The organism is Streptomyces sp. NPDC032198 (genome assembly GCF_040636975.1).
Taxonomy (GTDB): domain Bacteria; phylum Actinomycetota; class Actinomycetes; order Streptomycetales; family Streptomycetaceae; genus Streptomyces.
In genome coordinates this window covers 48369-70664 of the sequence record NZ_JBEZVL010000006.1, presented here as the reverse complement: position 1 = coordinate 70664, position 22296 = coordinate 48369, and the positions used below count along the sequence as shown (strand labels likewise).

The 22296-nt window shown below is 69.3% G+C and carries 20 protein-coding genes; 8 read left to right on the top strand and 12 right to left on the bottom strand.

What is annotated here, in order from left to right; translation table 11 throughout:
• Window positions 1-13: 13 nt before the first annotated feature.
• From AB0E78_RS17060 to AB0E78_RS17050, 3 genes are all read right to left on the bottom strand, one after another.
• Window positions 14-1633 carry an AAA family ATPase gene (locus AB0E78_RS17060; protein WP_361832949.1) on the bottom strand — a complete coding sequence of 540 codons (1620 nt, stop codon included), beginning with the start codon at window positions 1631-1633 and terminating at the stop codon, window positions 14-16.
• Window positions 1634-1811: 178 nt separating this feature from the next.
• Complete coding sequence (cpaB, locus tag AB0E78_RS17055) at window positions 1812-2531, bottom strand: Flp pilus assembly protein CpaB (protein ID WP_361832947.1); 720 nt, start codon at window positions 2529-2531, stop codon at window positions 1812-1814.
• Window positions 2532-2679: 148 nt separating this feature from the next.
• The gene (locus tag AB0E78_RS17050; protein WP_361832945.1) at window positions 2680-3585 is read right to left on the bottom strand and encodes a hypothetical protein; all 906 of its coding nucleotides are present in this window, start codon (window positions 3583-3585) and stop codon (window positions 2680-2682) included.
• Window positions 3586-3821: 236 nt separating this feature from the next.
• Between AB0E78_RS17050 and AB0E78_RS17045 the strand changes: the two genes are divergently transcribed.
• A complete protein-coding gene (locus AB0E78_RS17045; RefSeq protein WP_361832943.1) occupies window positions 3822-4853 on the top strand; it encodes a chitinase in 1032 nt (343 codons plus the stop codon).
• Between the two features lie 45 nt (window positions 4854-4898).
• Here the strand turns inward: AB0E78_RS17045 and AB0E78_RS17040 are convergent, their stop codons facing one another.
• Window positions 4899-6239, bottom strand: a complete 1341-nt coding sequence (locus AB0E78_RS17040; protein WP_361832941.1) for an Nramp family divalent metal transporter — start codon at window positions 6237-6239, stop codon at window positions 4899-4901.
• A gap of 206 nt (window positions 6240-6445) precedes the next feature.
• On the opposite strand from AB0E78_RS17040, the gene AB0E78_RS17035 reads away from it, so the two are divergent.
• Entirely contained in the window at window positions 6446-7786 is a 1341-nt protein-coding gene (locus AB0E78_RS17035) for a M14 family metallopeptidase (protein ID WP_361832939.1), read from the top strand.
• Between the two features lie 94 nt (window positions 7787-7880).
• Here AB0E78_RS17035 and AB0E78_RS17030 read toward each other — a convergent pair whose 3' ends face one another.
• The 4 genes from AB0E78_RS17030 to AB0E78_RS17015 all read right to left on the bottom strand — a co-directional run bounded on the left by AB0E78_RS17030 (window position 7881) and on the right by AB0E78_RS17015 (window position 11758).
• Window positions 7881-9374: a gluconate:H+ symporter gene (locus AB0E78_RS17030; RefSeq protein WP_361832937.1), complete on the bottom strand. Its 1494-nt coding sequence runs from the start codon at window positions 9372-9374 to the stop codon at window positions 7881-7883.
• Between the two features lie 129 nt (window positions 9375-9503).
• Entirely contained in the window at window positions 9504-9914 is a 411-nt protein-coding gene (locus AB0E78_RS17025; RefSeq protein WP_361055398.1) for a RidA family protein, read from the bottom strand.
• Between the two features lie 6 nt (window positions 9915-9920).
• Window positions 9921-10679 carry an IclR family transcriptional regulator gene (locus AB0E78_RS17020; RefSeq protein ID WP_361832935.1) on the bottom strand — a complete coding sequence of 253 codons (759 nt, stop codon included), beginning with the start codon at window positions 10677-10679 and terminating at the stop codon, window positions 9921-9923.
• Window positions 10676-11758 (bottom strand): sugar kinase, encoded by a 1083-nt coding sequence (locus AB0E78_RS17015; protein WP_361833773.1) that lies wholly within the window; start codon window positions 11756-11758, stop codon window positions 10676-10678. Before AB0E78_RS17015 ends, AB0E78_RS17020 begins: the two co-directional genes overlap by 4 nt.
• Window positions 11759-11916: 158 nt before the next feature.
• Here AB0E78_RS17015 and AB0E78_RS17010 point away from each other — a divergent pair, with 158 nt between their 5' ends.
• Window positions 11917-13224, top strand: coding sequence for an amino acid deaminase (locus tag AB0E78_RS17010; protein WP_361832933.1), 1308 nt, complete (start codon window positions 11917-11919; stop codon window positions 13222-13224).
• Between the two features lie 309 nt (window positions 13225-13533).
• Window positions 13534-15135, top strand: coding sequence for a D-aminoacylase (locus AB0E78_RS17005; protein WP_361832931.1), 1602 nt, complete (start codon window positions 13534-13536; stop codon window positions 15133-15135).
• Window positions 15136-15165: 30 nt separating this feature from the next.
• Here AB0E78_RS17005 and AB0E78_RS17000 read toward each other — a convergent pair whose 3' ends face one another.
• Complete coding sequence (locus AB0E78_RS17000; RefSeq protein ID WP_361832929.1) at window positions 15166-15777, bottom strand: hypothetical protein; 612 nt, start codon at window positions 15775-15777, stop codon at window positions 15166-15168.
• A gap of 55 nt (window positions 15778-15832) precedes the next feature.
• Window positions 15833-16297, bottom strand: a complete 465-nt coding sequence (locus AB0E78_RS16995; protein WP_361832927.1) for an ATP-binding protein — start codon at window positions 16295-16297, stop codon at window positions 15833-15835.
• A 95-nt stretch (window positions 16298-16392) separates the two neighbouring features.
• On the opposite strand from AB0E78_RS16995, the gene AB0E78_RS16990 reads away from it, so the two are divergent.
• Window positions 16393-17208 (top strand): helix-turn-helix transcriptional regulator, encoded by an 816-nt coding sequence (locus AB0E78_RS16990; protein ID WP_361832926.1) that lies wholly within the window; start codon window positions 16393-16395, stop codon window positions 17206-17208.
• Complete coding sequence (locus AB0E78_RS16985; RefSeq protein ID WP_361832925.1) at window positions 17205-17468, top strand: DUF397 domain-containing protein; 264 nt, start codon at window positions 17205-17207, stop codon at window positions 17466-17468. The genes AB0E78_RS16990 and AB0E78_RS16985 overlap by 4 nt, the downstream gene beginning before the upstream one ends.
• 25 nt (window positions 17469-17493) lie before the next feature.
• On the opposite strand, the gene AB0E78_RS16980 is transcribed toward AB0E78_RS16985, so the two are convergent.
• A complete protein-coding gene (locus AB0E78_RS16980; RefSeq protein WP_361832923.1) occupies window positions 17494-18360 on the bottom strand; it encodes a serine protease in 867 nt (288 codons plus the stop codon).
• Window positions 18361-18520: 160 nt separating this feature from the next.
• Between AB0E78_RS16980 and AB0E78_RS16975 the strand changes: the two genes are divergently transcribed.
• Entirely contained in the window at window positions 18521-19852 is a 1332-nt protein-coding gene (locus AB0E78_RS16975) for a low temperature requirement protein A (protein WP_361832921.1), read from the top strand.
• A gap of 139 nt (window positions 19853-19991) precedes the next feature.
• On the opposite strand, the gene AB0E78_RS16970 is transcribed toward AB0E78_RS16975, so the two are convergent.
• The gene (locus tag AB0E78_RS16970) at window positions 19992-20825 is read right to left on the bottom strand and encodes a serine protease (protein WP_361832920.1); all 834 of its coding nucleotides are present in this window, start codon (window positions 20823-20825) and stop codon (window positions 19992-19994) included.
• Window positions 20826-21055: 230 nt separating this feature from the next.
• On the opposite strand from AB0E78_RS16970, the gene AB0E78_RS16965 reads away from it, so the two are divergent.
• A complete protein-coding gene (locus tag AB0E78_RS16965; RefSeq protein WP_361832918.1) occupies window positions 21056-22267 on the top strand; it encodes a pyridoxal phosphate-dependent aminotransferase in 1212 nt (403 codons plus the stop codon).
• Window positions 22268-22296: the final 29 nt, after the last annotated feature.

The following is a 22296-nucleotide window of genomic DNA, read 5'->3' as shown; positions in this document are numbered from 1 at the left end:
CAAGGCTGCGGGGTCACCCCTCACCGTCCTCACCCTCCTTCGCCGCTCCCGCCTCCCCGCTCACGTTCCACCCCGCGTCGATCCCGGGGAAGAACAGCGGGACGTCCGCGTCCACGTGGGCCTTCCAGACCGTCCCCTCGTCCGTGCAGGCCACGTCCGCGCCCTGCCACGCCGACGGCAGATGCTCCTTCGCGGCGGCCTCGCACGCCGCCGCCCCGCCCTCGCCCACGGCGTACGCGGCCGTCGCCGCCCGCGCCGCCTCGTCGGCCGCGTTGCCCGCGAGGGAGAACGTGTAGCCGTACAGCGCGCACTGCCACAGGAGGCCCATCACGGCGAGCAGCAACGGGAACATCCCGGCGAATTCCAGGGTGACCGCGCCCCGGTCGCCGCCGACGCGCTTGCGGAGGTTCAGCGCGCCCCGCTTGGTGGTGCCGGACGCCGCCTCGGGATCCACCAGGCCCAGCTCGCCCGCCAGCGCCCACAGGGCCTGCTTCACCGTGGACTTGCTGTCCAGGTCCTGCATGCGGCCCGCGTCGACCGCGCCCTGCAGCTCCTTGAAGTTCGCGGGGATAGTCGTACGGGCCACCTTCGTTCCCGTCACCCGTTCCACCAGGGAGGGCTGGATGTCCGAGCCCTTGCCGTGGCGGTTGACGACGGTGAGGGTCTCCTCCGCCTTGCGGATCTGGAGCCGGTCCCACAGGCGCACCATGCGCTTGGCGGCGCGTACGGAGACGACGTCCGGGGTGACGAGGAGGATCGCCTGGTCGGCGAGTTCGATGGCGGCGGCGCTCGCCCCGGTGACGTACGTCCCGCAGTCGACCAGCACGACGTCGTAGCGGCTGCGCAGGGCGCTGAGCGTCTGGCGGGCCACCCGGTCGGTGATCTCCTCGCCCCGTTCGCCCTCGCTGGGGGCCAGGAGGAGGCCGATGCCGGTCTCGTGGGTGTAGACGGCGTCCTGGAGGACGCGGGGCGTGATGTCGGTGATCGACGCGAGGTCGGCGATGGAGCGGCGGAACTGGACGTCCAGGTACGAGGAGACGTCGCCGGCCTGCAGGTCCAGGTCGAGGAGGGCGACAGTACGGCCGGACGCCTGTGCCGCCAGGGCGAGTTGGACGGTGGCGAGGGTCGCGCCCACGCCACCCTTGGCCCCGCTCACCGCCACGACGTGGCCGCCGCCCGGGGTCTCCCCCGGGCCGGCGTAGAGCTCCATGCCCGCGCTGCCCAGGTGCCTGCGCATCCCGGCGGACCAGGAGGCCGCCGCGTGCACCCGCTCGGCGAGTGGGTCGTAGGCGAGGGGGAAACCGACGATGCCGCGCGCGCCGGAGTCCATCGCGGCGGTCAGCAGGGCCGGGCTCGTGTCGGCGGTGATCAGGACGACGCCGACCGCCGGGAAGCGGAGGACGAGGTCGCGGATCAGGTCCAGGGCGGGTACGGGGCCGATGCGCTCGTGGATGAGGACGACTTCGGGCAGCTCGTCCAGCGACTCGGCGGCGAGCCTCGCCAGGGTGTCGAGCAGTGCGGTGGAGTCCGCGACGGGGAGAGCGGGTTCGGCGTCCGGAAGCTGCCCGACGAGTGTCGAGAGCGCGCGGGCGGCCTCCAGGTCCCCTACGGCGGGGAGGATGCGGGTCGTCATGCGTCACCCCGTCGGGAGATCGGGTGGGCGAGGGGGAGAGATCCGCCGGGCAGCAGCGGCCCAGGGCTGCCGCCCACCGCGGGAGCAAGGAATCCGCCGCGCGTCGGCGGCCCCGGACGGCCGCCCGCGGCGGGAGCGAGAAGCGGCGGTTCAGACGTGCAGCACATCCGCAGGCCCCCTACTTGTCCTCGTCGAGTGTGTAAGTGCGGTCGCCCCGCGGAATCGTGCTGTCCCCGCCCTGTCCGACCAGGGCGAGCCGCACATGCGTGGCGAACGACTCCGCGTACGCGACGCGCTGCGCGTTCGCCGTGTCGAGCGCGAACGTGATCGGCACCGCCTCGGTCGCCGTACGACGGCGATTGCCGCCGCGGTCGTCCTGGTCCGGGTCGAGCGCCGTCAGCTTGCCCACGTCGATCACCTTCGCGGACTCGACGATGACCTTCGACTGGTCCTTGGCCTTGTCGGTCTCGGCCTTGAAGGTGGCGTAGATGTTGACCGTCGAGCCCGGCGTGATCTTGCCCGCGACGCCCGTCGCCGCGTCGATCATGATGGCGATCTCCTGCTGCCCCGGCTCCAGTTCAGGACGATTGACGATCATGTCCGTCTGGAGAAGCGACCCCTTGCGCAGCTCGGTCACCGCGATCTTGCCGCGGACCTGGCGGAGGTCGGTGACCGCGTTGTCCGAGAGCCACCGCTCCGGCATCTCGACCTTCTCGAACTGGTCCGCGCTGAGCTCCTTGTAGGGGGCGATGTCCCCCTTGAGCTTGTACGCGGTCACCTCCGGCCCCACCTTCGAGTTCACGTCCCGGATCAGCGAGAGGACGCCCGCGAACGCGCCGAACGCGGCCAGGACCGACAGGACCAGCAGGATGACGCCGCGGCGCTGGCGTGAGTTCATGGACCGGACTACCTCGATCGGGTGCGGGCGGCTACGGACAGTGAGCGGAGTGGCGCGCGTTCGATTCAGTTCACTTCAGGGGCGAGCAGGTAGGTGCAGGTCGGAGCGAGTGCGAGCAGGTGCGTACGACGAGGGCGCTGGCCCGGTCCTACGTCGCGCCTCTCGGCAGCGCCCGCAGCACCCGGGCCGGACCCGGGGCCGCGGCGGGCGCGGAGCGTTCGGGAGGCGGCAGGAGTGGCGCGGCGCAGAAGCCGCAGCGGTCGCCGATGAGTTCGAGACCGCACCAGTGGCAGTCGTCCCGCCGGACGGACGACACCAGTTGGTAGAGCACGGAGATGTCGGGGATCGCCGCGGCGAACTCGACGATCTTGCCCGTCGCCCACCAGCGCGCGGACTCCCCCGGCAGGCGCGCCTCCGACACCTCCTGGGACCGCCAGGCCGGCGCGAGCGTCCCGGTGACCCAGTCGGACCCCAGCTGCCCGGTGGCGTACAGCAGCTTCGTCCCGAAGCCGGGGCCCGGCAGCGTCGCGTCCCCCGTGACCTTGATCAGCTCGGGGCGCGGCGTGGCGAGGACGGCGAACTGGGCGCCCGGCACCCATGACTTGGCGTGCGACTGCAGCGTGACCGGGACCCGGTCCAGCTTCGCCACCGAGCCGAGCAGCGCGCCCGCGTAGATGTAGTGGGACAGGAGCCGGGCCGCCGAGGCGAGGACGCCGGGGCTGAAGTCGCAGATCGACAGCTGGCGGAGCTGCAGCGCGAGGACCGCGAGGCCGAGCGGCGGCAGGTCCGGGCGGAGGATCGCGATGCGGTCGCTCTCCAGAACGGAGCGGATCGCGTGCATGCGCTGGACGAGGGCGGGCGGCGCGGAGGCGGGGCAGAGGACGATCACATAGCCGTGGTGCTCGATGAGCGTGTGCATCTCGGTGAGCGCCTGGTCCAGGGAGTACGTACGTGGTGACTGGACCGCACTCTGCAGGACGGCCGCCGACGGGGTGTGCCGGTCGGGCGACGGCAGCACCAGGTCAGGGCCGGTGACGGCTATGGCGGTCGGCATGCGCGCACCCCCGGTCTTCAAGCACTTCTGCCTCAGCACCTTATCCAGGTCAGCGCCACCTCAACACCCAACTTCCCACTGTTCACATTGAGGTGGGCCGGACTGGCGGGGTCCGGGTGGCGCCAGAGGTCTTGACAAGTCAATTGGTCTGGACCAGCTTGTACGACCACTGGACCAGGCAGCACGACCCATCGAGAGCTCTCCGCATGCCCCAACTCCCCCCACCGGAGGCAGAAGTGGACGACGCACGCGCCAAAACACGCAGGGCACGCAGGACACGCAGGAAGGCAGGGTCTGTCATCGGTCTGACCACGGCACTCGCCCTCGCGCTCACCGGCCTGCTCACCGGCGGCGCCGACGACGCCACCGCCGGCACCCGCGCCGTGCCGAAGCACGCGGTGACCGGCTACTGGCAGAACTTCGACAACGGCGCCACGGTCCAGAAGCTGGGCGACGTGCAGGATGAATACGACATCATCGCGGTCTCGTTCGCGGACGCGACCGCCACGCCGGGCGAGCTGGCGTTCACCCTGGACTCGGCCGGGCTCGGCGGGTACACCGTCGACCAGTTCAAGGCCGACATCAAGGCCAAGCAGGCAGCCGGCAAGTCCGTGATCCTCTCGGTCGGGGGCGAGAAGGGCGCGGTGGCGGTCAGCGACTCCGCGTCCGCGACGGCCTTCGCGGACTCGGCGTACGGACTCATGCAGGAGTACGGCTTCGACGGCGTCGACATCGACCTGGAGAACGGGCTCAACTCGACGTACATGTCGCAGGCCCTGAAGTCCCTTGCCGGGAAAGCCGGTTCGGGATTCGTGCTGACCATGGCGCCGCAGACGATCGACATGCAGTCGACGTCGAACGAGTACTTCAAGACGGCGCTCGCGGTGAAGGACATCCTCACGGTCGTCAACATGCAGTACTACAACAGTGGTTCGATGCTGGGCTGTGACGGCAAGGTCTACCGCCAGGGCTCGGTCGACTTCCTCACCGCACTCGCCTGCATCCAGCTGGAGGGCGGTCTCGCCCCGTCGCAGGTCGGCATAGGCGTACCGGCATCGGCGAAGGCCGCGGGCGGCGGCTATGTCTCGCCGTCCGTCGTGAACCAGGCCCTCGACTGCTTGGCGACGGGAACCAGTTGCGGCTCCTTCAAGCCGTCCAAGACGTACCCGGACATCCGGGGCGCGATGACCTGGTCGACCAACTGGGATACCGGTAACGGAAGTTCCTGGTCCAAGGCGGTCGGGCCGCACGTCCACGGACTGCCGTAACCGGCGGCCGGCCCCTCACACCTGCAGCAGGTGCGGGAGCTAGAGCTACCAGGGAAGGTCGCGCACCTGCTGCACGCACAGGACGAGGAAGAGCAGACCGGCCGCCGCGAGCATTCCGTTGCTCAGCATGCCGTTGCGCCACTCCTTCGGTGTGCGCGAGGAGTTGAGCAACCAGAGCAGCGTGAGCGCGAGGAACGGCATGAAGAACGCGCCGAGCACTCCATAGGCGACGACCAGGCCGAACGGCTGGTCCAGGAAGAGCAGGCCCATCGGCGGGAAGGTGAGCCACAGCAGATACGCCCGGAACGGCACCGACTTCTCCCGGTGGCCCGCCGCGACCTCCTTGACCATGTCGTCACCGCCTTCGGCGACCGCCTCGGCATCGGAGGCACCAGCTCCGGCGCGCTCGCGCCGCAGCCGCTCCACGAAGTCCGCGAACATCAGGCTCACGCCGTGCCACACGCCCATCAGGGCCCCGAAGGACGTGGCGAAGAAGCCGATCAGGAAGAGGTTCGCGGTGACCGCGCCGAACTTGTCCTCCAGAACGTTGCCGAGGTCGATGAGGCCCCGGTCACCGGAGGTGAGGGCGATGTTCGTGGAGTGCAGGAGCTCGGCACCGATGATCATCATCGCGACGACGAAGATGCCGGTGGTGATGTAGGCGACGCGGTTGTCGAGCCGCATGACCTTGAGCCAGCTGATGTCGGTCCAGCCCTTGGAGTTCACCCAGTACCCGTACGCGGCCATGGTGATGGTGCCGCCGACACCGCCGATCAGACCGAGCGTGTAGAGCAGCGAACCGTCGGGGAGCACCGGCGCGAGGCCCGCGAAGGCGTTGCCGAGGTCGGGGGCGACGCGGATGGCGACGTACACGACGATCAGGAACTTCATCCCGATGACGACCGTCATGACCTTCTCGAAGACGGCGTACCGATTGAACCAGACGAAGGCGAGCCCGAGCAGGCCGCAGAGGATCGCCCAGGCCTTCAGGCTCGGACCGTCCGGGAAGAGCGCGACGAGCGGCAGGGCGCTCGACGACATCGCCGTGGCGCCGTAGACAAAGCCCCAGATGACGACGTAGATCGCGAAGTACCAGGTGGTCCACTGGCCGAGGCTGCGCCAGCCCTCGAACAGGGTGCGTCCGGTGGCGAGGTGCCAGCGGCCCGTCGCCTCGGCGAGCGAGATCTTCACCAGACAGCCGATGACTGCGGCCCACATGAGCGTGTAGCCGAATTTACTGCCCGCGATGAGCGTCGCGACCAGGTCGCCCGCGCCGACGCCGGTCGCGGCGACGACGATGCCGGGACCGACGTACTTCCAGCTCGCCTTGCGGAGGCGGGGAGCCGCATCTCCCGTGGCAGTGCCACTGCCTGTCGTTTCAGCCATGCCGATCAAGAAACCGCATGGGCGCGCGTGACACAAGGGGTTGGCCGAAGACAGCGTTGGCCGAAGACAGTGTTGACCGGAGCATGCCAGAACTCGACGATGGGGCCGCGCAACCCGCACCGCGTAACCCGCATCGCGCAACCCGCACTTCGCACCTCGCACCGCACGCGTCGCACTGGACCACCCCCCACCCCCCAGGAGACTTCATGCGACTTCGCATACGCGGCAGGAGATCCACCGCCATAGCGGTCCTTCTCGCCCTCGCCGTGGCGGCGCCCATCACCGCCAACGCCTCACCCGACTCCGCCGACCGGACCGCCGCGCGCGACACGGCGGCGGACGACAACGAAACGCGCCAGTACGAGATCCAGCTCGGCGACAACCGCGCCGCGCGCACCGCGCTCGCCCGCACCGGCGTCGCCATCGACGAGGTCGACGCCCGCTCGGTGGTCGTCTCGGCCGACGGCCGCGAGGCGGCCGGGCTCCGGGACTCCGGCTACGAGCTCAAGGCCCTGGCCGGACCGCCGAAGCGTACGAACGGCGAACCGGTGGAGGCCAAGGACTTCCCGCCCGCCGACGCGAAGTACCACAACTACGCCGAGATGAACGCGGAGATCGATCAGCGCATCGCGGCCCATCCGACCCTGATGAGCAAGAAGGTCATCGGCAAGTCCTACTCGGGCCGGGACATCATCGCCATCAAGGTCAGCGACAACGTCGGCACCGACGAGGCCGAGCCCGAGGTCCTCTTCACCCACCACCAGCACGCCCGCGAGCACCTGACCGTCGAGATGGCGCTGTACCTGCTGCGCGAGCTCGGCGACGACTACGGCACGGACGCGCGCATCAAGAAGATGGTCGACGAGCGCGAGATCTGGATCGTGCCGGACATGAACCCGGACGGCGGCGAGTACGACATCGCGACCGGCTCCTACCGCAGCTGGCGCAAGAACCGCCAGCCCAACAGCGGTTCGTCGAACGTCGGCACCGACCTGAACCGCAACTGGAACTACAAGTGGGGCTGCTGCGGCGGCTCTTCGGGCTCCACCGGCTCGGAGACGTACCGTGGCAAGGCGGGCGAGTCCGCCCCCGAGGTGAAGGTCGTCGCGGACTTCGTGCGCAGCCGGATCGTCGGCGGCAAGCAGCAGATCAAGGCCGGCATCGACTTCCACACGTACAGCGAACTGGTCCTGTGGCCCTACGGCTTCACGTACAACGACACGGCCCCCGGCCTGACCAAGGACGACCGCGACGCACACGCGGCCGTCGGCACCAAGATGGCCGCGAGCAACGGCTACACCCCCGAGCAGTCCAGTGACCTCTACATCACGGACGGCACGATCGACGACTGGCTGTGGGGCAACCAGAAGATCTTCAGCTACACCTTCGAGATGTACCCGAGATCGGGCGGCGGCGGCTTCTACCCGCCCGACGAGGTGATCGAGCGCGAGACGTCACGCAACCGGGACGCGGTGCTGCAGCTCCTGGAGAACGCGGACTGCATGTACCGGTCGATCGGGAAGGAGGGCCAGTACTGCACGAGTTGAGGCGCCCGCACCAGCCTCCACGCACAAGGGCGCCCTCGGCCGCAGCGGCCGGGGCGCCCTCATGTACGGCAGATCCGGATGTATCGCAGAGCCGCTAGACGAACAGGCTGACCACGGCCGCCACCGCGAATCCGGCCACCGAAAGCACCGACTCCAGGACCGTCCACGTCTTGAGCGTGTCCCGTTCCGAGATGCCGAAGTACTTCGCCACCATCCAGAAGCCGCCGTCATTGACGTGCGAGGCGAAGATCGAGCCCGCCGAGATCGCCATGATGACCAGGGCGACGAACGCCTGCGAGTGGTCGCCCTCGGCGAGGAGGGGGGCCACGATGCCCGCCGTCGTCACGATCGCCACCGTCGCCGAGCCCTGGGCGACGCGAAGCACCAGGGAGAGCAGGTAGGCGAGGACGATGATCGGCAGGCCCACGTCCTGGAAGGTGTCCGAGAGGGCCTTGGCCACACCGCTCGCCTTGAGGACCGCGCCGAAGATGCCGCCGGCGCCGACCACCAGGAGGATGTTGCCGACCGGCTTGAGGGACGAGGTCGACACCGTCTCCAGGGACTTGCGGGACCAGCCGCGCCGGATGCCCAGCAGGTAGTACGCCATGAGCAGGGCGATCGTCAGGGCCACGAAGGGGCTGCCGAAGAACTCGATCACCGAGCGGAGGGTCGAGGGGTCGAAGGCGATCGACGAGAAGGTCGCGAGGAGGATCAGGAACAGCGGCGTTCCGATGATCGCGAAGACCATGCCCAGCGGCACCGGCTTCTCGCGCGGCTCGACTCCGGCCGCACGCTGCTCGGCGACGACGGCCTGGCGCGCCTCGTCGGCGGCCTCGACCATGTCCTGCGGGACGGGCACGAAGATGCGCTTGCCGATCCAGGCGGAGTAGACCCAGGCGGCGATGACGGCGGGGATGCCGCAGATGATGCCCATCAGGATGACCCAGCCGAGGTCCACGTGGAGCAGACCGGCCGCGGCCACCGGGCCGGGGTGCGGGGGCAGGAACGCGTGGGTCATCGACAGGCCGGCCAGCAGGGGCAGGCAGTACAGCAGGATCGACTTGCCGGAGCGCTTGGCGGCGGCGTACACGATCGGCGCGAGGACGAAGATGCCGACGTCGAAGAAGACCGGGATGCCGAAGATGAGGCCCGTCAGGCCCATGGCGAGGGGGGCGCGCTTCTCACCGAAGAGGCCGAGCAGGCGGGAGGCCAACACCTCTGCGCCGCCCGAGACTTCGAGGATCGCGCCGAGCATCGTACCGAGGCCGATGATGATCGCCACATGGCCGAGGATGCCGCCCATGCCGGACTCGATGACCGAGACCGCGTCGGACTTCTGGACCGTGCCGAAGAGTTCGGTGACGGAGAGGCCGGCCGAGAGGCCGACGACTATGGAGACCGCGAGCAGCGCCACGAAGGGCTGCAGCCTGATCTTGATGATCAGGAAGAGGAGCAGCACGATGCCGAGCGCGGCGACGGTCAGCAGACCGGCGGTGCCGTCGATCAGGGTGAGGATTCCGCCCGTGTGGGGTGGTTCCTCGGCGGGGGCGGCGGCCGCGAGCGCGGCGAAGGGGGACGACGGGGACATCTTTGACCTCGTAAGTGCATGGGGCTTTCGGGGCAGGGGGGATCACGGCGCGGCGCCCGAAGGGGGGAGTTGGGCGCCGCGCCGTGAAGACTTGCGGCTTGCGGAGGGTGGATCAGGGGACGGGCTGCGTCAGCTCAGGACGGCGAGCGCGTCGATCTCGATGAGCAGCCCCTTGGGCAGGCCCACGTAGACCGTGGTGCGGGCCGAGGCGGGGGCCTTGAGGCCCTGCTCCTCGAAGTAGGCGTTGTAGATCTCGTTCATCTCGGCGAAGTGGTCCACGTCCGTGAGGTAGACGCGCATCATCATCACGTCGTCCCAGGTCGCGCCGCCCTCTTCGAGGATCGCCTTGACATTGGCGAACGTCTGGAGGGTCTGCTCGCGCAGGGTGGGGCCCGCGGGGGTGGGGGCCTTGCCCTCCTCGGCGGGCAGGAAGCCGACCTGACCGGCGACCTGAAGGATGTTGCCCTTCTTGACGCCGTGGGAGAACTTCGCGGGCGGGGTGGTGTGGGTGGCCGGGGTGAGCGCGGTCTTCTCGGTCATGGTCGTTCAGGCTTCCTTGAGGGGTGACTTGCCGGAGTACTCCCGGCTGATGGCGTCCGCCGTACGGCGCACCAGTGGGAGCAGCGTGAGGAGTTCCTCGGCGGTGACGACGACATTCGGCGCTGAGACCGACATGGCGGCGACGACCCGGCCGTCCGCACCGCGGATGGGGGCCCCGATGCAGTTGATGGACTCCTCGTGGCCACCGAGATCGGTGGCCCATCCCTGCTCGCGCACCGTCGCCAGCTCCTTGAGGAACGCGGCGGCGTTGGGCGTCGAACGGGACGTGTACGTGGGGTAGTCGAGCTTCTCCGCGATCGCGCGGCGCTCGGCCTCGGGAAAGTCGGAGATCAGCAGCTTGGCCACGGCGGCGACCGTGATCGCCACCGGCTTCCCGATGCGCGAGTACATCCGCACCGGGTAGCGGCTCTCGACCTTGTCGATGTAGAGGACTTCCTGCTCCTCGTAGACCGCGAGGTGCACGGTGTGGCCGCACTTCTCGTTCAGTGCGAGGAGGTGGGGGTGCGCGATCTCGCGTACGTCGAGGTTCTCGACGGCCTCCTGGGCGAGCGCGAAGAGGCGGGCGCCCAGGCGGTAGCGCTGGTCGGACTGGCGGTAGACCAGGCCGTGTTCGTGCAGCGTGCGCAGGAGCCGCAGCGCGGTGGACTTGTGCACTTCGAGGCGCTCGGCGACCTGGCCGAGGTCGGCCGGTCCTTCGGCGAGCAGCGGCAGGATGGACAGGGCGCGGTCGACGGTCTGGCTCATGTACGTGCCTCCTCCTTGGCCTCAGTGTTCGCGGGGACGCCGTCCGTCCAGCCCGGGCCGAGACGAAGTGTCCCCCAGGCCTCGGCGTCCAGTGCGGCAAGACGATCGGTGTGCGTCCTCGCGGGAGGGGTGGCGAGGTCGCCGGGGACGGTGAGCGCGGCGGCCGCCATCAGGTGGCCGTGGCGCAGCCGCCGCTCGGCGGGGAGTCCGCGCAGGGTGGCGGAGAGGAACCCGGCGGCGAACGCGTCCCCGGCGCCGACGGGGGCGACGACGTCGACCTTGAGCGCGGGCTGGAAGACGGAGGGCGCGCCCTCGGCGAGTCCTTCCGTGAAGACGGTGGCGCCGCTGCTGCCCTGCTTGACGACCAGGGTCGCCGGCTCGGGGAGCGCGGCGCGGATGGCGTCGGGGCCGCCGGTGATGCCCCAGGCGTCGGCGGCCTCGTCCTCGCCGACGAAGACGAGGTCGGCGCCGCGGGCGAGGTCGAGGAGGACGCGGGGGCCTTCGCCGTCGCCCGTGCCGCTCCACAGACCGGGGCGGTGGTTCACGTCGAAGGACACCAGCGGGCGGCCGGGGCGGGGGGCGGTCAGTTCGCGCAGGAGGGCGAGGCAGTCCGCGGAGAGGGCGGCGGTGATGCCGGAGAGGTGCAGGATCCGGCCGGAGTCGAGCGCCTCGTGGTCCACGCTGTCCGGGTCGGGGGACATCGCGGATGCCGCGGAGCCCGCGCGGTAGTAGAGGACCTCGTGGGCATCGGTGTCGCGGTCGTCGGCGGTGCGGAAGTAGATGCCGGTGGGGCGGTGCGGGTCGCGGCGCACGGCTCGCGTGTCGACTCCGTAGCGGGCGATCGCCTCGACGAGGTGGTCCCCGAATCCGTCGGCGCCGACGCGGCTGACCCAGCGGGTGCGGTGCCCGGCCGCGGCGAGCGCGCAGGCGACGTTCGACTCGGCGCCGCCGATCCCGCGATCGAAGGAGGGGACGTCGGCGAGGCGGCCCGCGCGGGAGGGCAGGAACGTGACCATGGACTCGCCGAGCGCGACGACGTCCACGCCGTTCGCGTCGCCCGGCACTCCGTCTGCGGTCACCTTCGACACGTCCGCTCCAACCCCTTGCTGTCCTGATCGCTGTCCTGGTCCGCCGCCCGGATCCGTTGACCCGGCGTTGGCTCGGATGTTAGACAGCAGTAAGCGACATACGCAATGACCGTTGCACATCATGCAACGCACCTTTTCGAGGAGGCGCCATGGCCGCCGACAACGCAGCCGACCGCTCCGCCGGACGTCTCGCCCGGGAGCTCGACCGGCTCGCAGAAGAGCGGGTCGACCACCGCTTCAAGGGCCTCCCGCCGGACGCGGAGGGGCTGACGGTCGGCGAGCTCGCGGCCCAGCGCCGGAACCTCTTCACGGGCGGCTTCACCACCCCCGTCCTCGCCCTCTCCGCCGAGCGCCTCGAACACAACCTCGCGCTGATGGAGACGTACTCCGAGCGGCACGGCCTCGCCTTCGCCCCGCACGGCAAGACGTCCATGGCGCCACAGCTCTTCGCGCGGCAGCTCGAGCACGGCGCGTGGGGCATCACCCTCGCCGTGCCGCACCAGGTGCGGGTGGCGCGCGCCTACGGCATCGAGCGGATCTTCCTCGCCAACGAGCTGGTGGACGCGGCGGCGCTGCGCTGGATCGCGGGCGAGCTGGACGCCGACCCCTCCTTCCGCTTCGTCTGCTACGTCGACTCCGTGCCCGGCGTCGCCCTGATGGACGCCGCTCTGCGCGCGGCGGACGCGACGCGTCCCGTCGACGTCGTGGTGGAGCTCGGCGCGGGTGACGGGGCGCGCACCGGTGTGCGTACGGAGAGCGAGTGCGTCGAGATCGCCAACGCGGTCGCGGCGGCGGACACGCTGCGTCTGGTGGGTGTCGCCGGGTACGAGGGCGAGGTGCCGGACGCGACTCCCGAGCGGGTACGGGCCTGGCTGGGCCGGCTCACCTCGCTCGCCGTGGAGTTCGACAAGGCGAACCGGTTCGCGGATCTGGACGAGATCGTCGTCAGCGCGGGTGGCAGCGCCTGGTTCGACGCGGTGGCGGATGTCTTCGCTCAGATCCCCGAACTGTCCGTGCCAGTACTGAAGTTGCTCCGCTCCGGAGCGTACGTCTCGCATGACGACGGCCACTACCGTCACTTGACGCCGTTCAACCGGGTCCCGGAGGAGGGCGCGCTGCACCCCGCGTTCCGCCTCTGGGCGCAGGTGGTGTCCCGGCCCACGCCGGAGCAGGCGTTCACGAACGCGGGCAAGCGGGATGCGGCGTACGACATCGACCTGCCCGAGGCGCAGGTCGTCCACCGGGGCGGGGTGGACCGGCCCGCGACGGGCGTCACGGTGACGGGCCTCTCCGATCAGCACGGGTGGGTCCGGACGACCTCCGACGCGGATCTTGCCGTGGGCGACTGGGTGGGCCTGGGGCTCTCGCACCCCTGCACGTCCTTCGACAAGTGGCAGCTGATTCCTCTGGTCGAGGCGGACGGAACGGTCACGGATTACATCCGCACCTATTTCTGATCTTTTCTGGCTCCTGGGCCTCTGGGGCCCGATCACCCCGCGGTACCGGGTGGGCGAACAAGCAGGACCGCCGCTCCGCGACGGATGTCTCCCACCCACCCACCCGATTACCCCGCAGTCCAGGGAGCGGGCCACCAAGCCAAGACCATCGCCCCCCCCAAGGGTCAGTCGCCAACGGCGGCCGGCCCCCGCCAGGGCCACCCGCACCCGACGACGCGAGCCGCACGGGTGGTGCGGGTGGGAACGACATCCCGGCCGAAGGCCGGGGCACCACGCACGACCCGCACCCGAAGAGGGAGAGGCACCCCCATGGACCTGGTCATCCGGGACGCACGCGTCGTCGACGGCACCGGAGGTGCCTCGTACCGAGCCGACATCGGCGTACACGAGGGCAGGATCGCCCAGATCCACCGGGAGGGGGAGGCGGGCCCCCGCCCCACGGGGGCCCGCACAGTCGACGCCCAAGGCCTGGCGCTGGCGCCCGGCTTCATCGACATGCACGCCCACAGCGACCTCGCCCTCCTCCGCGACCCGGACCACAGCGCGAAGGCCGCCCAGGGCGTCACCCTGGAGGTCATCGGCCAGGACGGGCTGAGCTACGCCCCCGTGGACGACCGCACCCTCGCCCAGGTCCGCCAGGCCATCACCGGCTGGAACGGCGACGGAAGCGACATCGACTTCGACTGGCGCACGGTCGGCGAGTACCTGGACCGCCTGGACCGGCAGGGCACGGCCGTGAACGCGGCCTACCTCATCCCGCAGGGCACCGTCCGGATGTACGCGGTCGGCTGGGACGACCGCCCGGCAACCCCCGCCGAGGTCGAGCGCATGAAGCAGCTCGTCGCGGAGGGCATGGAGCAGGGCGCCGTCGGGATGTCCTCGGGCCTCACCTACACCCCCGGCATGTACGCCGACGACTCCGAACTCACCGAGCTCTGCAAGGTGGTGGCCCAGTACAACGGCTACTACTGCCCCCACCACCGCAGTTACGGCGCCGGCGCCCTCCAGGCGTACGAGGAGATGGTCAACCTCACGCGTACCGCGAACTGTCCCCTCCACCTCGCCCACGCCACCATGAACTTCGGCGTGAACAAGGGCAAGGCGCCCGACCTGCTCGCGCTCCTCGACGACGCGCTCGCGACCGGCGCGGACATCACCCTCGACACGTACCCCTACACCCCCGGCTGCACGACCCTGGTCGCCATGCTGCCGAGCTGGGCCAGCGAGGGCGGGCCCGACGCGATCGTCGCCCGGCTCCAGGACGACGAGGTGGCGGAGAAGATCCGGCATCACATGGAGGTCATCGGCGCCGACGGCTGTCACGGCGTACCGATCGAGTGGGACAAGATCGAGATCTCGGGTGTGAGCGACCCCGGCCTCGCGTCCTGCGTCGGCAAGACCGTGGCCCAGTCCGCCGAGCAGCGCGGCGAGGATCCCTGGATCACCGCACGCCGCCTGCTCATCAACGACAGGCTGGGGTCGACGATCCTCCAGCACGTGGGGCACGAGGAGAACGTCCAGGCGATCATGCAGCACCCCGTGCACACCGGCGGCAGCGACGGCATCCTCCAGGGCTTCAAGCCGCACCCGCGCGCGTACGGCACGTTCCCGCAGTACCTCGGCCGCTACGTCCGTGACCTCGGCGTCCTCACCCTCGAAGAATGCGTCGCCCACCTCACCGGGCGCCCGGCGGCCCGCCTGCGCCTGCCCGACCGGGGCATCGTCCGCGAGGGCTACCGCGCCGACCTGGTCCTCTTCGACCCGGAGACGGTCGCGGCGGGCTCCACCTTCGACGCTCCCCGCACCCTCCCCACGGGCATCCCGCACGTCCTGATCGACGGCAAGTTCGTGATGGAGGACGGGCGACGCACAGACGTCCTCGCGGGACGCTCCGTACGCCGGACGCCGTAGCCGGCCCCCGCAGGCCCCGCCGCTACTTCCTCACTTCTTCTTGCCCTTGATGTCGATGTGGGCGTTGAACTTCGCGCCCAGGACGGTCACAAATACATTGCCCTGCCGTCCGCGCGTGGCCAGGGTGTCCCCGACCTGTCCCTTGCCGAGGGCTTCCTTGTCCTGGATCTTGGTCGAGTAGAGGTGCGTGAACTGGTCGTAGCGCTGGGTGGCCAACTCGGAGGCTTCCTCCCACTCCCCCTGGAAGGTGGCGTACTCGGCCTCGGTCATGCCGGATCCGAAGGTGAAATTGGGGTAGTTGGCCTGCTCGTAATGGTGCCTGCACAAATCGAGGAGCAGACCCGCGTTGCTCTTCACTCCGACCGCCTTCACCAGGGAGTCGGCCTGCTTCTGGATCACCGCCGTGCGCTCCGCCACCCGCTCCGCGCGCCGCTGTTCGGCCACGTCGTCGTCGAGGGTCTTCTTGGCCGCCGCCAGCCCGTTGTTCTTGTCCTCGTAGGTCGCGATACGGACAGAGGCTTCCCGCTTGCGCTGCGGGATCAGTCCCCAGGGAAGGCCGATCGACTCGCTGTAGGCCGTGAGCAGTTCCGTCGCTTCCGTCTCGTCGTTCGCGTACTCCACGTGACCGAGCATCTTGGTCATGGTGCCCCCTTCGTCCCCGCCGGTCCGTCCGGCGGCGAGTGCCGCGGGCAACGTCTCACCGCAGGGGGCAGTCGTCACCGGGTGGCGGCCCGTCCGGTTCGGCCGCGGGCAGCGCCAGCTCGAACCACACCGCCTTACCGATCCCGTACGGCCGGGCGCGGGCCCCCCACGCGTCGGCCAGCAACTCCACCAGCGCAAGACCCCGCCCCGACTCGTCTTCCGGGCCCGCCTCCCTCGGGCACGGCAGCGCATCACTCGCGTCCGCCACCTCCATTCGCAGGACACCCCCGTCCAGCACACACCTCGCCTCGACCTCCCGCCCCGCCGAAACCCGCCCGTGCCGTACGGCGTTGGTCATCAACTCGCTGAGCAGCAGTACGGCGGTGTCCGCCACGTCGTCCGGGACCTTCCAGGCCCGCGCCTGCTCGGAGAGGAGCGAGCGCGCCCGGCCGACACTGCGCGGAGTACGCGGCAGCCGCCAGTCGATCTCCCTCGGGAGGGGGGAAGTTGTGCGTTCCATGGCTCATACGCTGCCTGGCCGGGCATAGCCTTCTGGAGTATCGACGCGGGTACAGAACGTAACCGTACCCACCGTGCACCAGAGGGGCGGGCGCGATGACCGAGGTGAACTCCCAGCCGCCGATGGCCTGGCGTTACTGCGGCAATCAGGTCAAGCGGTGGCGGGAACAGGCGGGAACCACCCGCGAGGAGCTGTGCAAAGAGACCGGCTATCACTACGAGTACGTCAAGTCGATGGAGAACGGCCGCCGCAAACCGACGCTCCGGCTGCTCCAGATCGCGGACGAGATGTGCGATGCGCATGGGTTGTTGCTGTCGGCGCAGGACTATCTGAAGCCGGAGCCGTTTCCGGCGCGGTCGCAGGAGTACATGCAGGCGGAGGCAGAAGCGATCGCTCTGCACTTCTACGCACCGCTACTGGTTCCGGGACTCCTCCAGACCGAGGAGTACGCACGGGCGCTGATCGCCGCGAGTTGTCCGCCACTCGACGACGAGACCATCGAGGCCAGAGTGGGCGCCCGACTGATGCGACAGGAGGCGTTCACGCGCAGACCGACCACCACGTTCGGATTCGTGGTCTACGAAGCGGCGCTGCGCACTTTGGTTGGAGGCTGCGACGTTATGCGGCGCCAGCTTCTCCGCCTACTGGAGGTGGGCACGCTGCGCAACGCATCCATCCAGGTGCTCCAAGCCAGCCGGTGCAGCGGGCCCGCCCTCAACGGGTCTTTCGTACTGCTGGAGACCAGCGATCACGAGCAACTCGCCTACATTGAGGCGCCCGAGACCAGCGCCCTTTACTCCGACCCTGGCAAGGTCAGTGAGCTGAGCCAGTCGCATGGCATGATCCGAATGCAAGCCCTCGGAGTCGAAGACTCGGCCCGGTTCATCAAAGAGTTGGCGGAGGAGCTATGAGCGCTCGACTTACGTGGTTCAAGTCCAGCTACAGCGACAGCCAGGGCGCGGAGTGCATCGAAGTAGCCCTGGAATGGCACAAGTCCAGCTACAGCGACAGCGAGGGCAGCAACTGCGTAGAGATAGCCACCCGCCCCCACACCATCCACATCCGCGACTCAAAGCTCGGCGAAGCCGGCCCCACCTTCACCGTTCCCGCCACCGCATGGGCCCGATTCACGGCCGAGCTCCGGGACGCGGGATCCGAGCGCCTTTCCTGAGAAACGGGCGGTGGGTCTCAACCCGCTACCTCCGGGCGGCCGGGCGCGGCAGCTTGCAGCCCTTGCGGCCGAGGTCGATCTTGCTGTCGTGGCCGACGCAGGGCACGATCCCGTACGTCTCCTGGGCGTAGTTGATGTCCTTGCGGACCGTTACGTTGCCGTGCCGGTCGACCTCGCACGGGTTGTCGAGGGTGCAGCGCTCGCCGTCCTCGTTCCCCGTGTTGTTGACGGCGGTGACCTTGCCCGTCTTGTGGTCGATCACCGGTGAGCCGGACGTGCCGCCGATGGTCTGGCACTCGGGGGTGTAGCGGACGGAGTCCTTCCAGGTCCACTCGCCCTCCTTGAGGCGGTAGACGAACCCGTCGATCTTGCAGGTGTACGTCTGCTTCCAGTACCCGGAGACGACCGTGATGTCCCGCTTCTTGACCGGGTGGTCGTCCTCGATCTCCAGTGCCTTGATGCCGTACTTCTTCTGGATGTCGGCGTAGCTGGTGGTGAGCTGGTAGATCGAGATGTCGGTGTCGGTCATCGTCGCGTACGAGACCTTGCTCGCCTTGAGGGTCGCCTTCTCCGCGCCCTTCGCGTCGAGGAGCTTGAAGGTGCGGGTGGACGGCTGGTCGACGATGACTTCGCCCGCCGTCGGGAACCCGCTCTCCAGGCAGTGGCCGTTGGAGAGTACGAGCGCGGGGTCGCCCGCCTTCGACTGGGGCATGCGGACGACGGAGCCGGAACAGTTGCTGAGCGCGACGGTCCCCGCGAAGTCGACGCTCTTCTTCGCGGCCTCCCCCGTCGCCCGAGCCGAGGGTGTGCTGTCCGGAGCCGCGGCCGACGGCGCGGAGCCGAACCCTACGAGGGTGAGGGCGAGCAAGCCGCCCGCGAGAGCCTTCTTCATGTGTGGAGCCCCCCTTGTAGCTGTGCCCTGTGTGGTTGTCATGGGCATTCTTCGGGGGCCCACGGATGGGGGACAAGGGGTGAGAACTCTTGCATTTCGCCGGGCCCGGCAGGTCGCCTGACCCGTCGAAAGGGGCACGGTGTGCGAAAGGATGCCGCTCATGGTTGATCCCCAGCACACCGGCAACACCGGCAACCCCAACAGCACCGGCAACACCGGCAACACCGACCCCTCCGGCAAGGCGGCTCCGTCCCGGCGGCTGATCCCCATGACCGGCCGTGACCCGAACGAACACAGCCGGGTCTCCACACCGCTGGAGCTCCTGTTCGATCTCACGTTCGTGGTCGCCGTCGGCACCGCCTCGTCCCAGTTCGCCGAGATGGTCGCCGAAGGACACGCCGGGCAGGCGGTCACCGCGTTCGTGCTTGCGATGTTCGCGATCAGCGTCGCCTGGATCAGCTTCAGCTGGTTCGCCTCCGCCTTCGGCACCGACGACTGGCTCTACCGCGCCCTGACGATGCTGCAGATGATCGGCGTCGTCGTGTTCTCGCTCGGGCTGCCCGCGATGTTCCACTCCGTCGAGGAGGGCGGACACCTCGAACTGCGGGTCATGGTTCTCGGATACGTCGTGATGCGCATCGCCATGCTGTTCCAGTGGTGGCGCGCCGCCCACGACTCCCCCGCCTTCCACGATGTCGGCCTGGCCAACATCCGCTGGACCGCGATCGTTCAGGTCGGCTGGGTCGTGGTCGCCTTCGTCCATCTGCCGCTGGCCGCCGCGTTCGCCGCCTTCGTCGTCCTCGGGGCGCTGGAACTGGCACTGCCGCTGCTCGCGCAGGGCTCCGCGGGCGGCACGCCCTGGCACCCCCACCACGTCGCCGAGCGCTACGGCCTCTTCGCCATCATCGTGCTCGGCGAAGGCGTCGTCGGCACCGTCGCCTCGTCCGGCGGCCTCCTCGGGGGCGCGGACGGCACGCACTGGAGCGGCAACGCGGTCGCCGTGGTCATCGCCGGCGTCGGGCTGACCTTCGGTATGTGGTGGGTCTACTTCGCCACCCCCTTCGGTGATGTCCTGGTCCACCGCCGCAGCCGCGGATACCTCTTCGGCTACGGCCACATCCCTCTGTTCATCGCCATCGCCGGGGCCGGAGCCGGACTGCACGTGGCCGGACTGCGGCTGGAGCACCACTCCGAGCTCAGCGATGTCGCCGTGGTCCTGTCACTGGCCCTCCCGGTCGGCCTCTACCTGCTGATGGTCTATCTGCTGCACACCCTGCTGCTGTCCACGGCAGACCGATTCCACCTGCTCCTGATCTCCCTCACGCTCGTCGTCCTCCTCGCGGCCGTCCTGCTGGCCGCCGCCGACGTCTCGATCGCGGTCTGCCTGCTCGTCGTCATGCTCGCCCCCTTCGTCACCGTGCTCGGCTACGAGACGGTCGGCCACCGCCACCAGAAGCAGATGCTGGAGAGGCTCGGCACGGAGTCTCTCTAGGGGTATCGGGCTAGGGGTATCGGGCGGCAGACGTACCGCGCTCACCGGGCGTACCGGGTGCACCGGCCGGAGTCGCGCCCGCACGGCCAGGCGGGACCGGGCCGAAGCCCGGCCCCGCCTGCCGCGCCGCTCACCACTCTTACGGCTTGGGCAGCGCGCAGCCCTCACGGCTCAGGTCGATCTTGTTGCCGGGTGCCACGCACGGCACGATGCCGTACGTCTGCTGGGCGTAGTTGATGCCCTTGCGGACCGTCACCTTGCCGTTCTCGTCGACCTCGCACGGGTTGTTGTCCGTGCACTCCTCGCCGCTCTCGTTGCCGGTGTTGTTGACGGCGACGACCTTGCCGGTCGCGTCATCGATCACCGGAGAGCCCGAAGTGCCGCCGATCGTCTGGCAGTCGGACGTGTACCGGACCGAGTCCTTCCAGGTCCAGTTCCCCTCCTTGAGGCGGTAAGCGAAGCCGTCGACGCTGCACTTGTACATCTTCTTCCAGTAGCCGGACGCGACGGTGATCGCCTTGCCCTGCTCCGGGTGCGCCGCGTTCAGCTCCAGCGCCTTGATGCCGAACTTGCTCTCGATCTCGCTGTAGGTGCTGGTGAGTTCGTAGAGCGAGAGGTCGGTGTCCGTCATCGTCCCGTACGCGACCTTGCTCGCCTTGACCGTTCCGGCGTCGCCGCCGCTCGCGTCCAGGAGCGTGAAGCTGCGCGACGACGGCTTGTCGACGACGACCTCACCGGGCGCCGGGAATCCGGCCTCCAGGCAGTGGCCGTTGGACATCACGAGCGCCGGGTCGTCCGGCTTCGAGTCCGCCACGCGGACGACGGAGCCGGAACAGTTGCTCAGTGCCACCGTGCCCGCGAAGTCAACTGCCTTCGCCTTTGCGGGCCGTTCGTCACTGACGGCCGTCGCGGGCACCGCCGTGGCTCCGAGGAGCAGGGCGGAGAAGCATGCGACGACGAGAGGCTTGTTCATGTGGGGGGTCCCCTCTGTTGACTATGTGACCGAAGTTGCCTCGGTTTTGTCATGCGCATTGTTGAGGTAGTCGGCCGCGAGGACAAGACCGCATACGGACACGACTGACCGCTGACAGGACAGTCCGGAGTTCCACGCCGGGCCCCGCCACGCCGCATCGGAGGCCGCCACCCCCCTACGTGGCGGAAAACACGAGGCGGGTCTCGTTACGCGGCCGTAAGCTCGCGGACATGCAGGTCATCCAGTCGACGAAGCTCGCCAACGTCTGTTACGAGATCCGGGGTCCGGTGCTCGAGGAGGCGATGCGGCTGGAAGCGGCGGGCCACCGCATCCTCAAGCTCAATACGGGCAACCCCGCGGCCTTCGGTTTCGAGTGCCCCCCGGAGATCCTGGAGGACATCCTCCGCAACGTCGGCGACGCGCACGGCTACGGAGACGCGAAGGGCCTGCTCGCCGCCCGCCGCGCGGTGGTCATGCACAACCAGACCCTGGGCATCGAGACCGACGTCGAGCACGTCTTCATCGGCAACGGCGTCTCCGAGCTCATCGTCATGGCGATGCAGGGGCTGCTCGACGACGGCGACGAGGTCCTCGTACCGGCGCCGGACTATCCGCTGTGGACGGCCGCGGTCTCGCTCTCCGGCGGCACGGCCGTGCACTACCGCTGCGACGAGCAGGCGGACTGGATGCCGGACCTCGCCGACATCGAGCGCAAGGTGACCGACCGCACCAAGGCGCTCGTGATCATCAACCCGAACAACCCGACGGGCGCCGTGTACAGCGAGGACATGCTGCGCGGCCTGACCGACATCGCACGCCGCCACAACCTCCTGGTCTGCTCGGACGAGATCTACGACAAGATCCTCTACGACGACGCGGTCCACACCCCCACCGCCTCCATCGCCCCCGACCTGCTCACCCTCACCTTCAACGGCATGTCGAAGGCGTACCGGGTGGCCGGATACCGCGTCGGCTGGGTGGCCATCTCGGGGCCGAAGGCGCACGCCTCCTCGTACATCGAGGGCCTGACGATCCTCGCCAACATGCGCCTGTGCGCGAACATGCCGGGCCAGCACGGCGTGGTCGCCGCACTCAGCGGGCGGCAGACGATCAACGACCTCGTACTGCCGGGCGGCCGGCTCGTGGAGCAGCGCGACACGGCGTACGACCTGCTGACGCAGATCCCCGGGGTGAGCTGCGTAAAGCCCAAGGGGTCGCTCTATCTCTTCCCGCGCCTCGACCCGAAGGTCTTCAAGATCAAGGATGACCGCCAGATGGTCCTCGACCTGCTCCGGGCCGAGAAGATCATGGTCGTCCACGGCACCGGCTTCAACTGGCCAGAACCGGATCACTTCCGGGTCGTCACGCTCCCCACGGCGACGGACCTGACCGAGGCGGTGACCCGCATCGGCAACTTCCTCGACGGTTACAGCCAGCCGTGACGGCCCGTGACGGTGCTTTTCGACCGCGC

Coding starts and splice junctions, on each gene's coding strand:
- AB0E78_RS17010 (WP_361832933.1), top strand. CDS start 11,917: ATGGCCGCCGACAACGCAGCCGACCGCTCCGCCGGACGTCTCGCCCGG.
- AB0E78_RS16990 (WP_361832926.1), top strand. CDS start 16,393: ATGACCGAGGTGAACTCCCAGCCGCCGATGGCCTGGCGTTACTGCGGC.
- AB0E78_RS16965 (WP_361832918.1), top strand. CDS start 21,056: ATGCAGGTCATCCAGTCGACGAAGCTCGCCAACGTCTGTTACGAGATC.
- AB0E78_RS17000 (WP_361832929.1), bottom strand. CDS start 15,777: ATGACCAAGATGCTCGGTCACGTGGAGTACGCGAACGACGAGACGGAA.
- AB0E78_RS17005 (WP_361832931.1), top strand. CDS start 13,534: ATGGACCTGGTCATCCGGGACGCACGCGTCGTCGACGGCACCGGAGGT.
- AB0E78_RS17035 (WP_361832939.1), top strand. CDS start 6,446: ATGCGACTTCGCATACGCGGCAGGAGATCCACCGCCATAGCGGTCCTT.
- AB0E78_RS17030 (WP_361832937.1), bottom strand. CDS start 9,374: ATGTCCCCGTCGTCCCCCTTCGCCGCGCTCGCGGCCGCCGCCCCCGCC.
- AB0E78_RS17060 (WP_361832949.1), bottom strand. CDS start 1,633: ATGACGACCCGCATCCTCCCCGCCGTAGGGGACCTGGAGGCCGCCCGC.
- AB0E78_RS17020 (WP_361832935.1), bottom strand. CDS start 10,679: ATGAGCCAGACCGTCGACCGCGCCCTGTCCATCCTGCCGCTGCTCGCC.
- AB0E78_RS16975 (WP_361832921.1), top strand. CDS start 18,521: ATGGTTGATCCCCAGCACACCGGCAACACCGGCAACCCCAACAGCACC.
- AB0E78_RS16980 (WP_361832923.1), bottom strand. CDS start 18,360: ATGAAGAAGGCTCTCGCGGGCGGCTTGCTCGCCCTCACCCTCGTAGGG.
- AB0E78_RS16985 (WP_361832925.1), top strand. CDS start 17,205: ATGAGCGCTCGACTTACGTGGTTCAAGTCCAGCTACAGCGACAGCCAG.
- AB0E78_RS17040 (WP_361832941.1), bottom strand. CDS start 6,239: ATGGCTGAAACGACAGGCAGTGGCACTGCCACGGGAGATGCGGCTCCC.
- cpaB (WP_361832947.1), bottom strand. CDS start 2,531: ATGAACTCACGCCAGCGCCGCGGCGTCATCCTGCTGGTCCTGTCGGTC.
- AB0E78_RS17050 (WP_361832945.1), bottom strand. CDS start 3,585: ATGCCGACCGCCATAGCCGTCACCGGCCCTGACCTGGTGCTGCCGTCG.
- AB0E78_RS17025 (WP_361055398.1), bottom strand. CDS start 9,914: ATGACCGAGAAGACCGCGCTCACCCCGGCCACCCACACCACCCCGCCC.
- AB0E78_RS16995 (WP_361832927.1), bottom strand. CDS start 16,297: ATGGAACGCACAACTTCCCCCCTCCCGAGGGAGATCGACTGGCGGCTG.
- AB0E78_RS16970 (WP_361832920.1), bottom strand. CDS start 20,825: ATGAACAAGCCTCTCGTCGTCGCATGCTTCTCCGCCCTGCTCCTCGGA.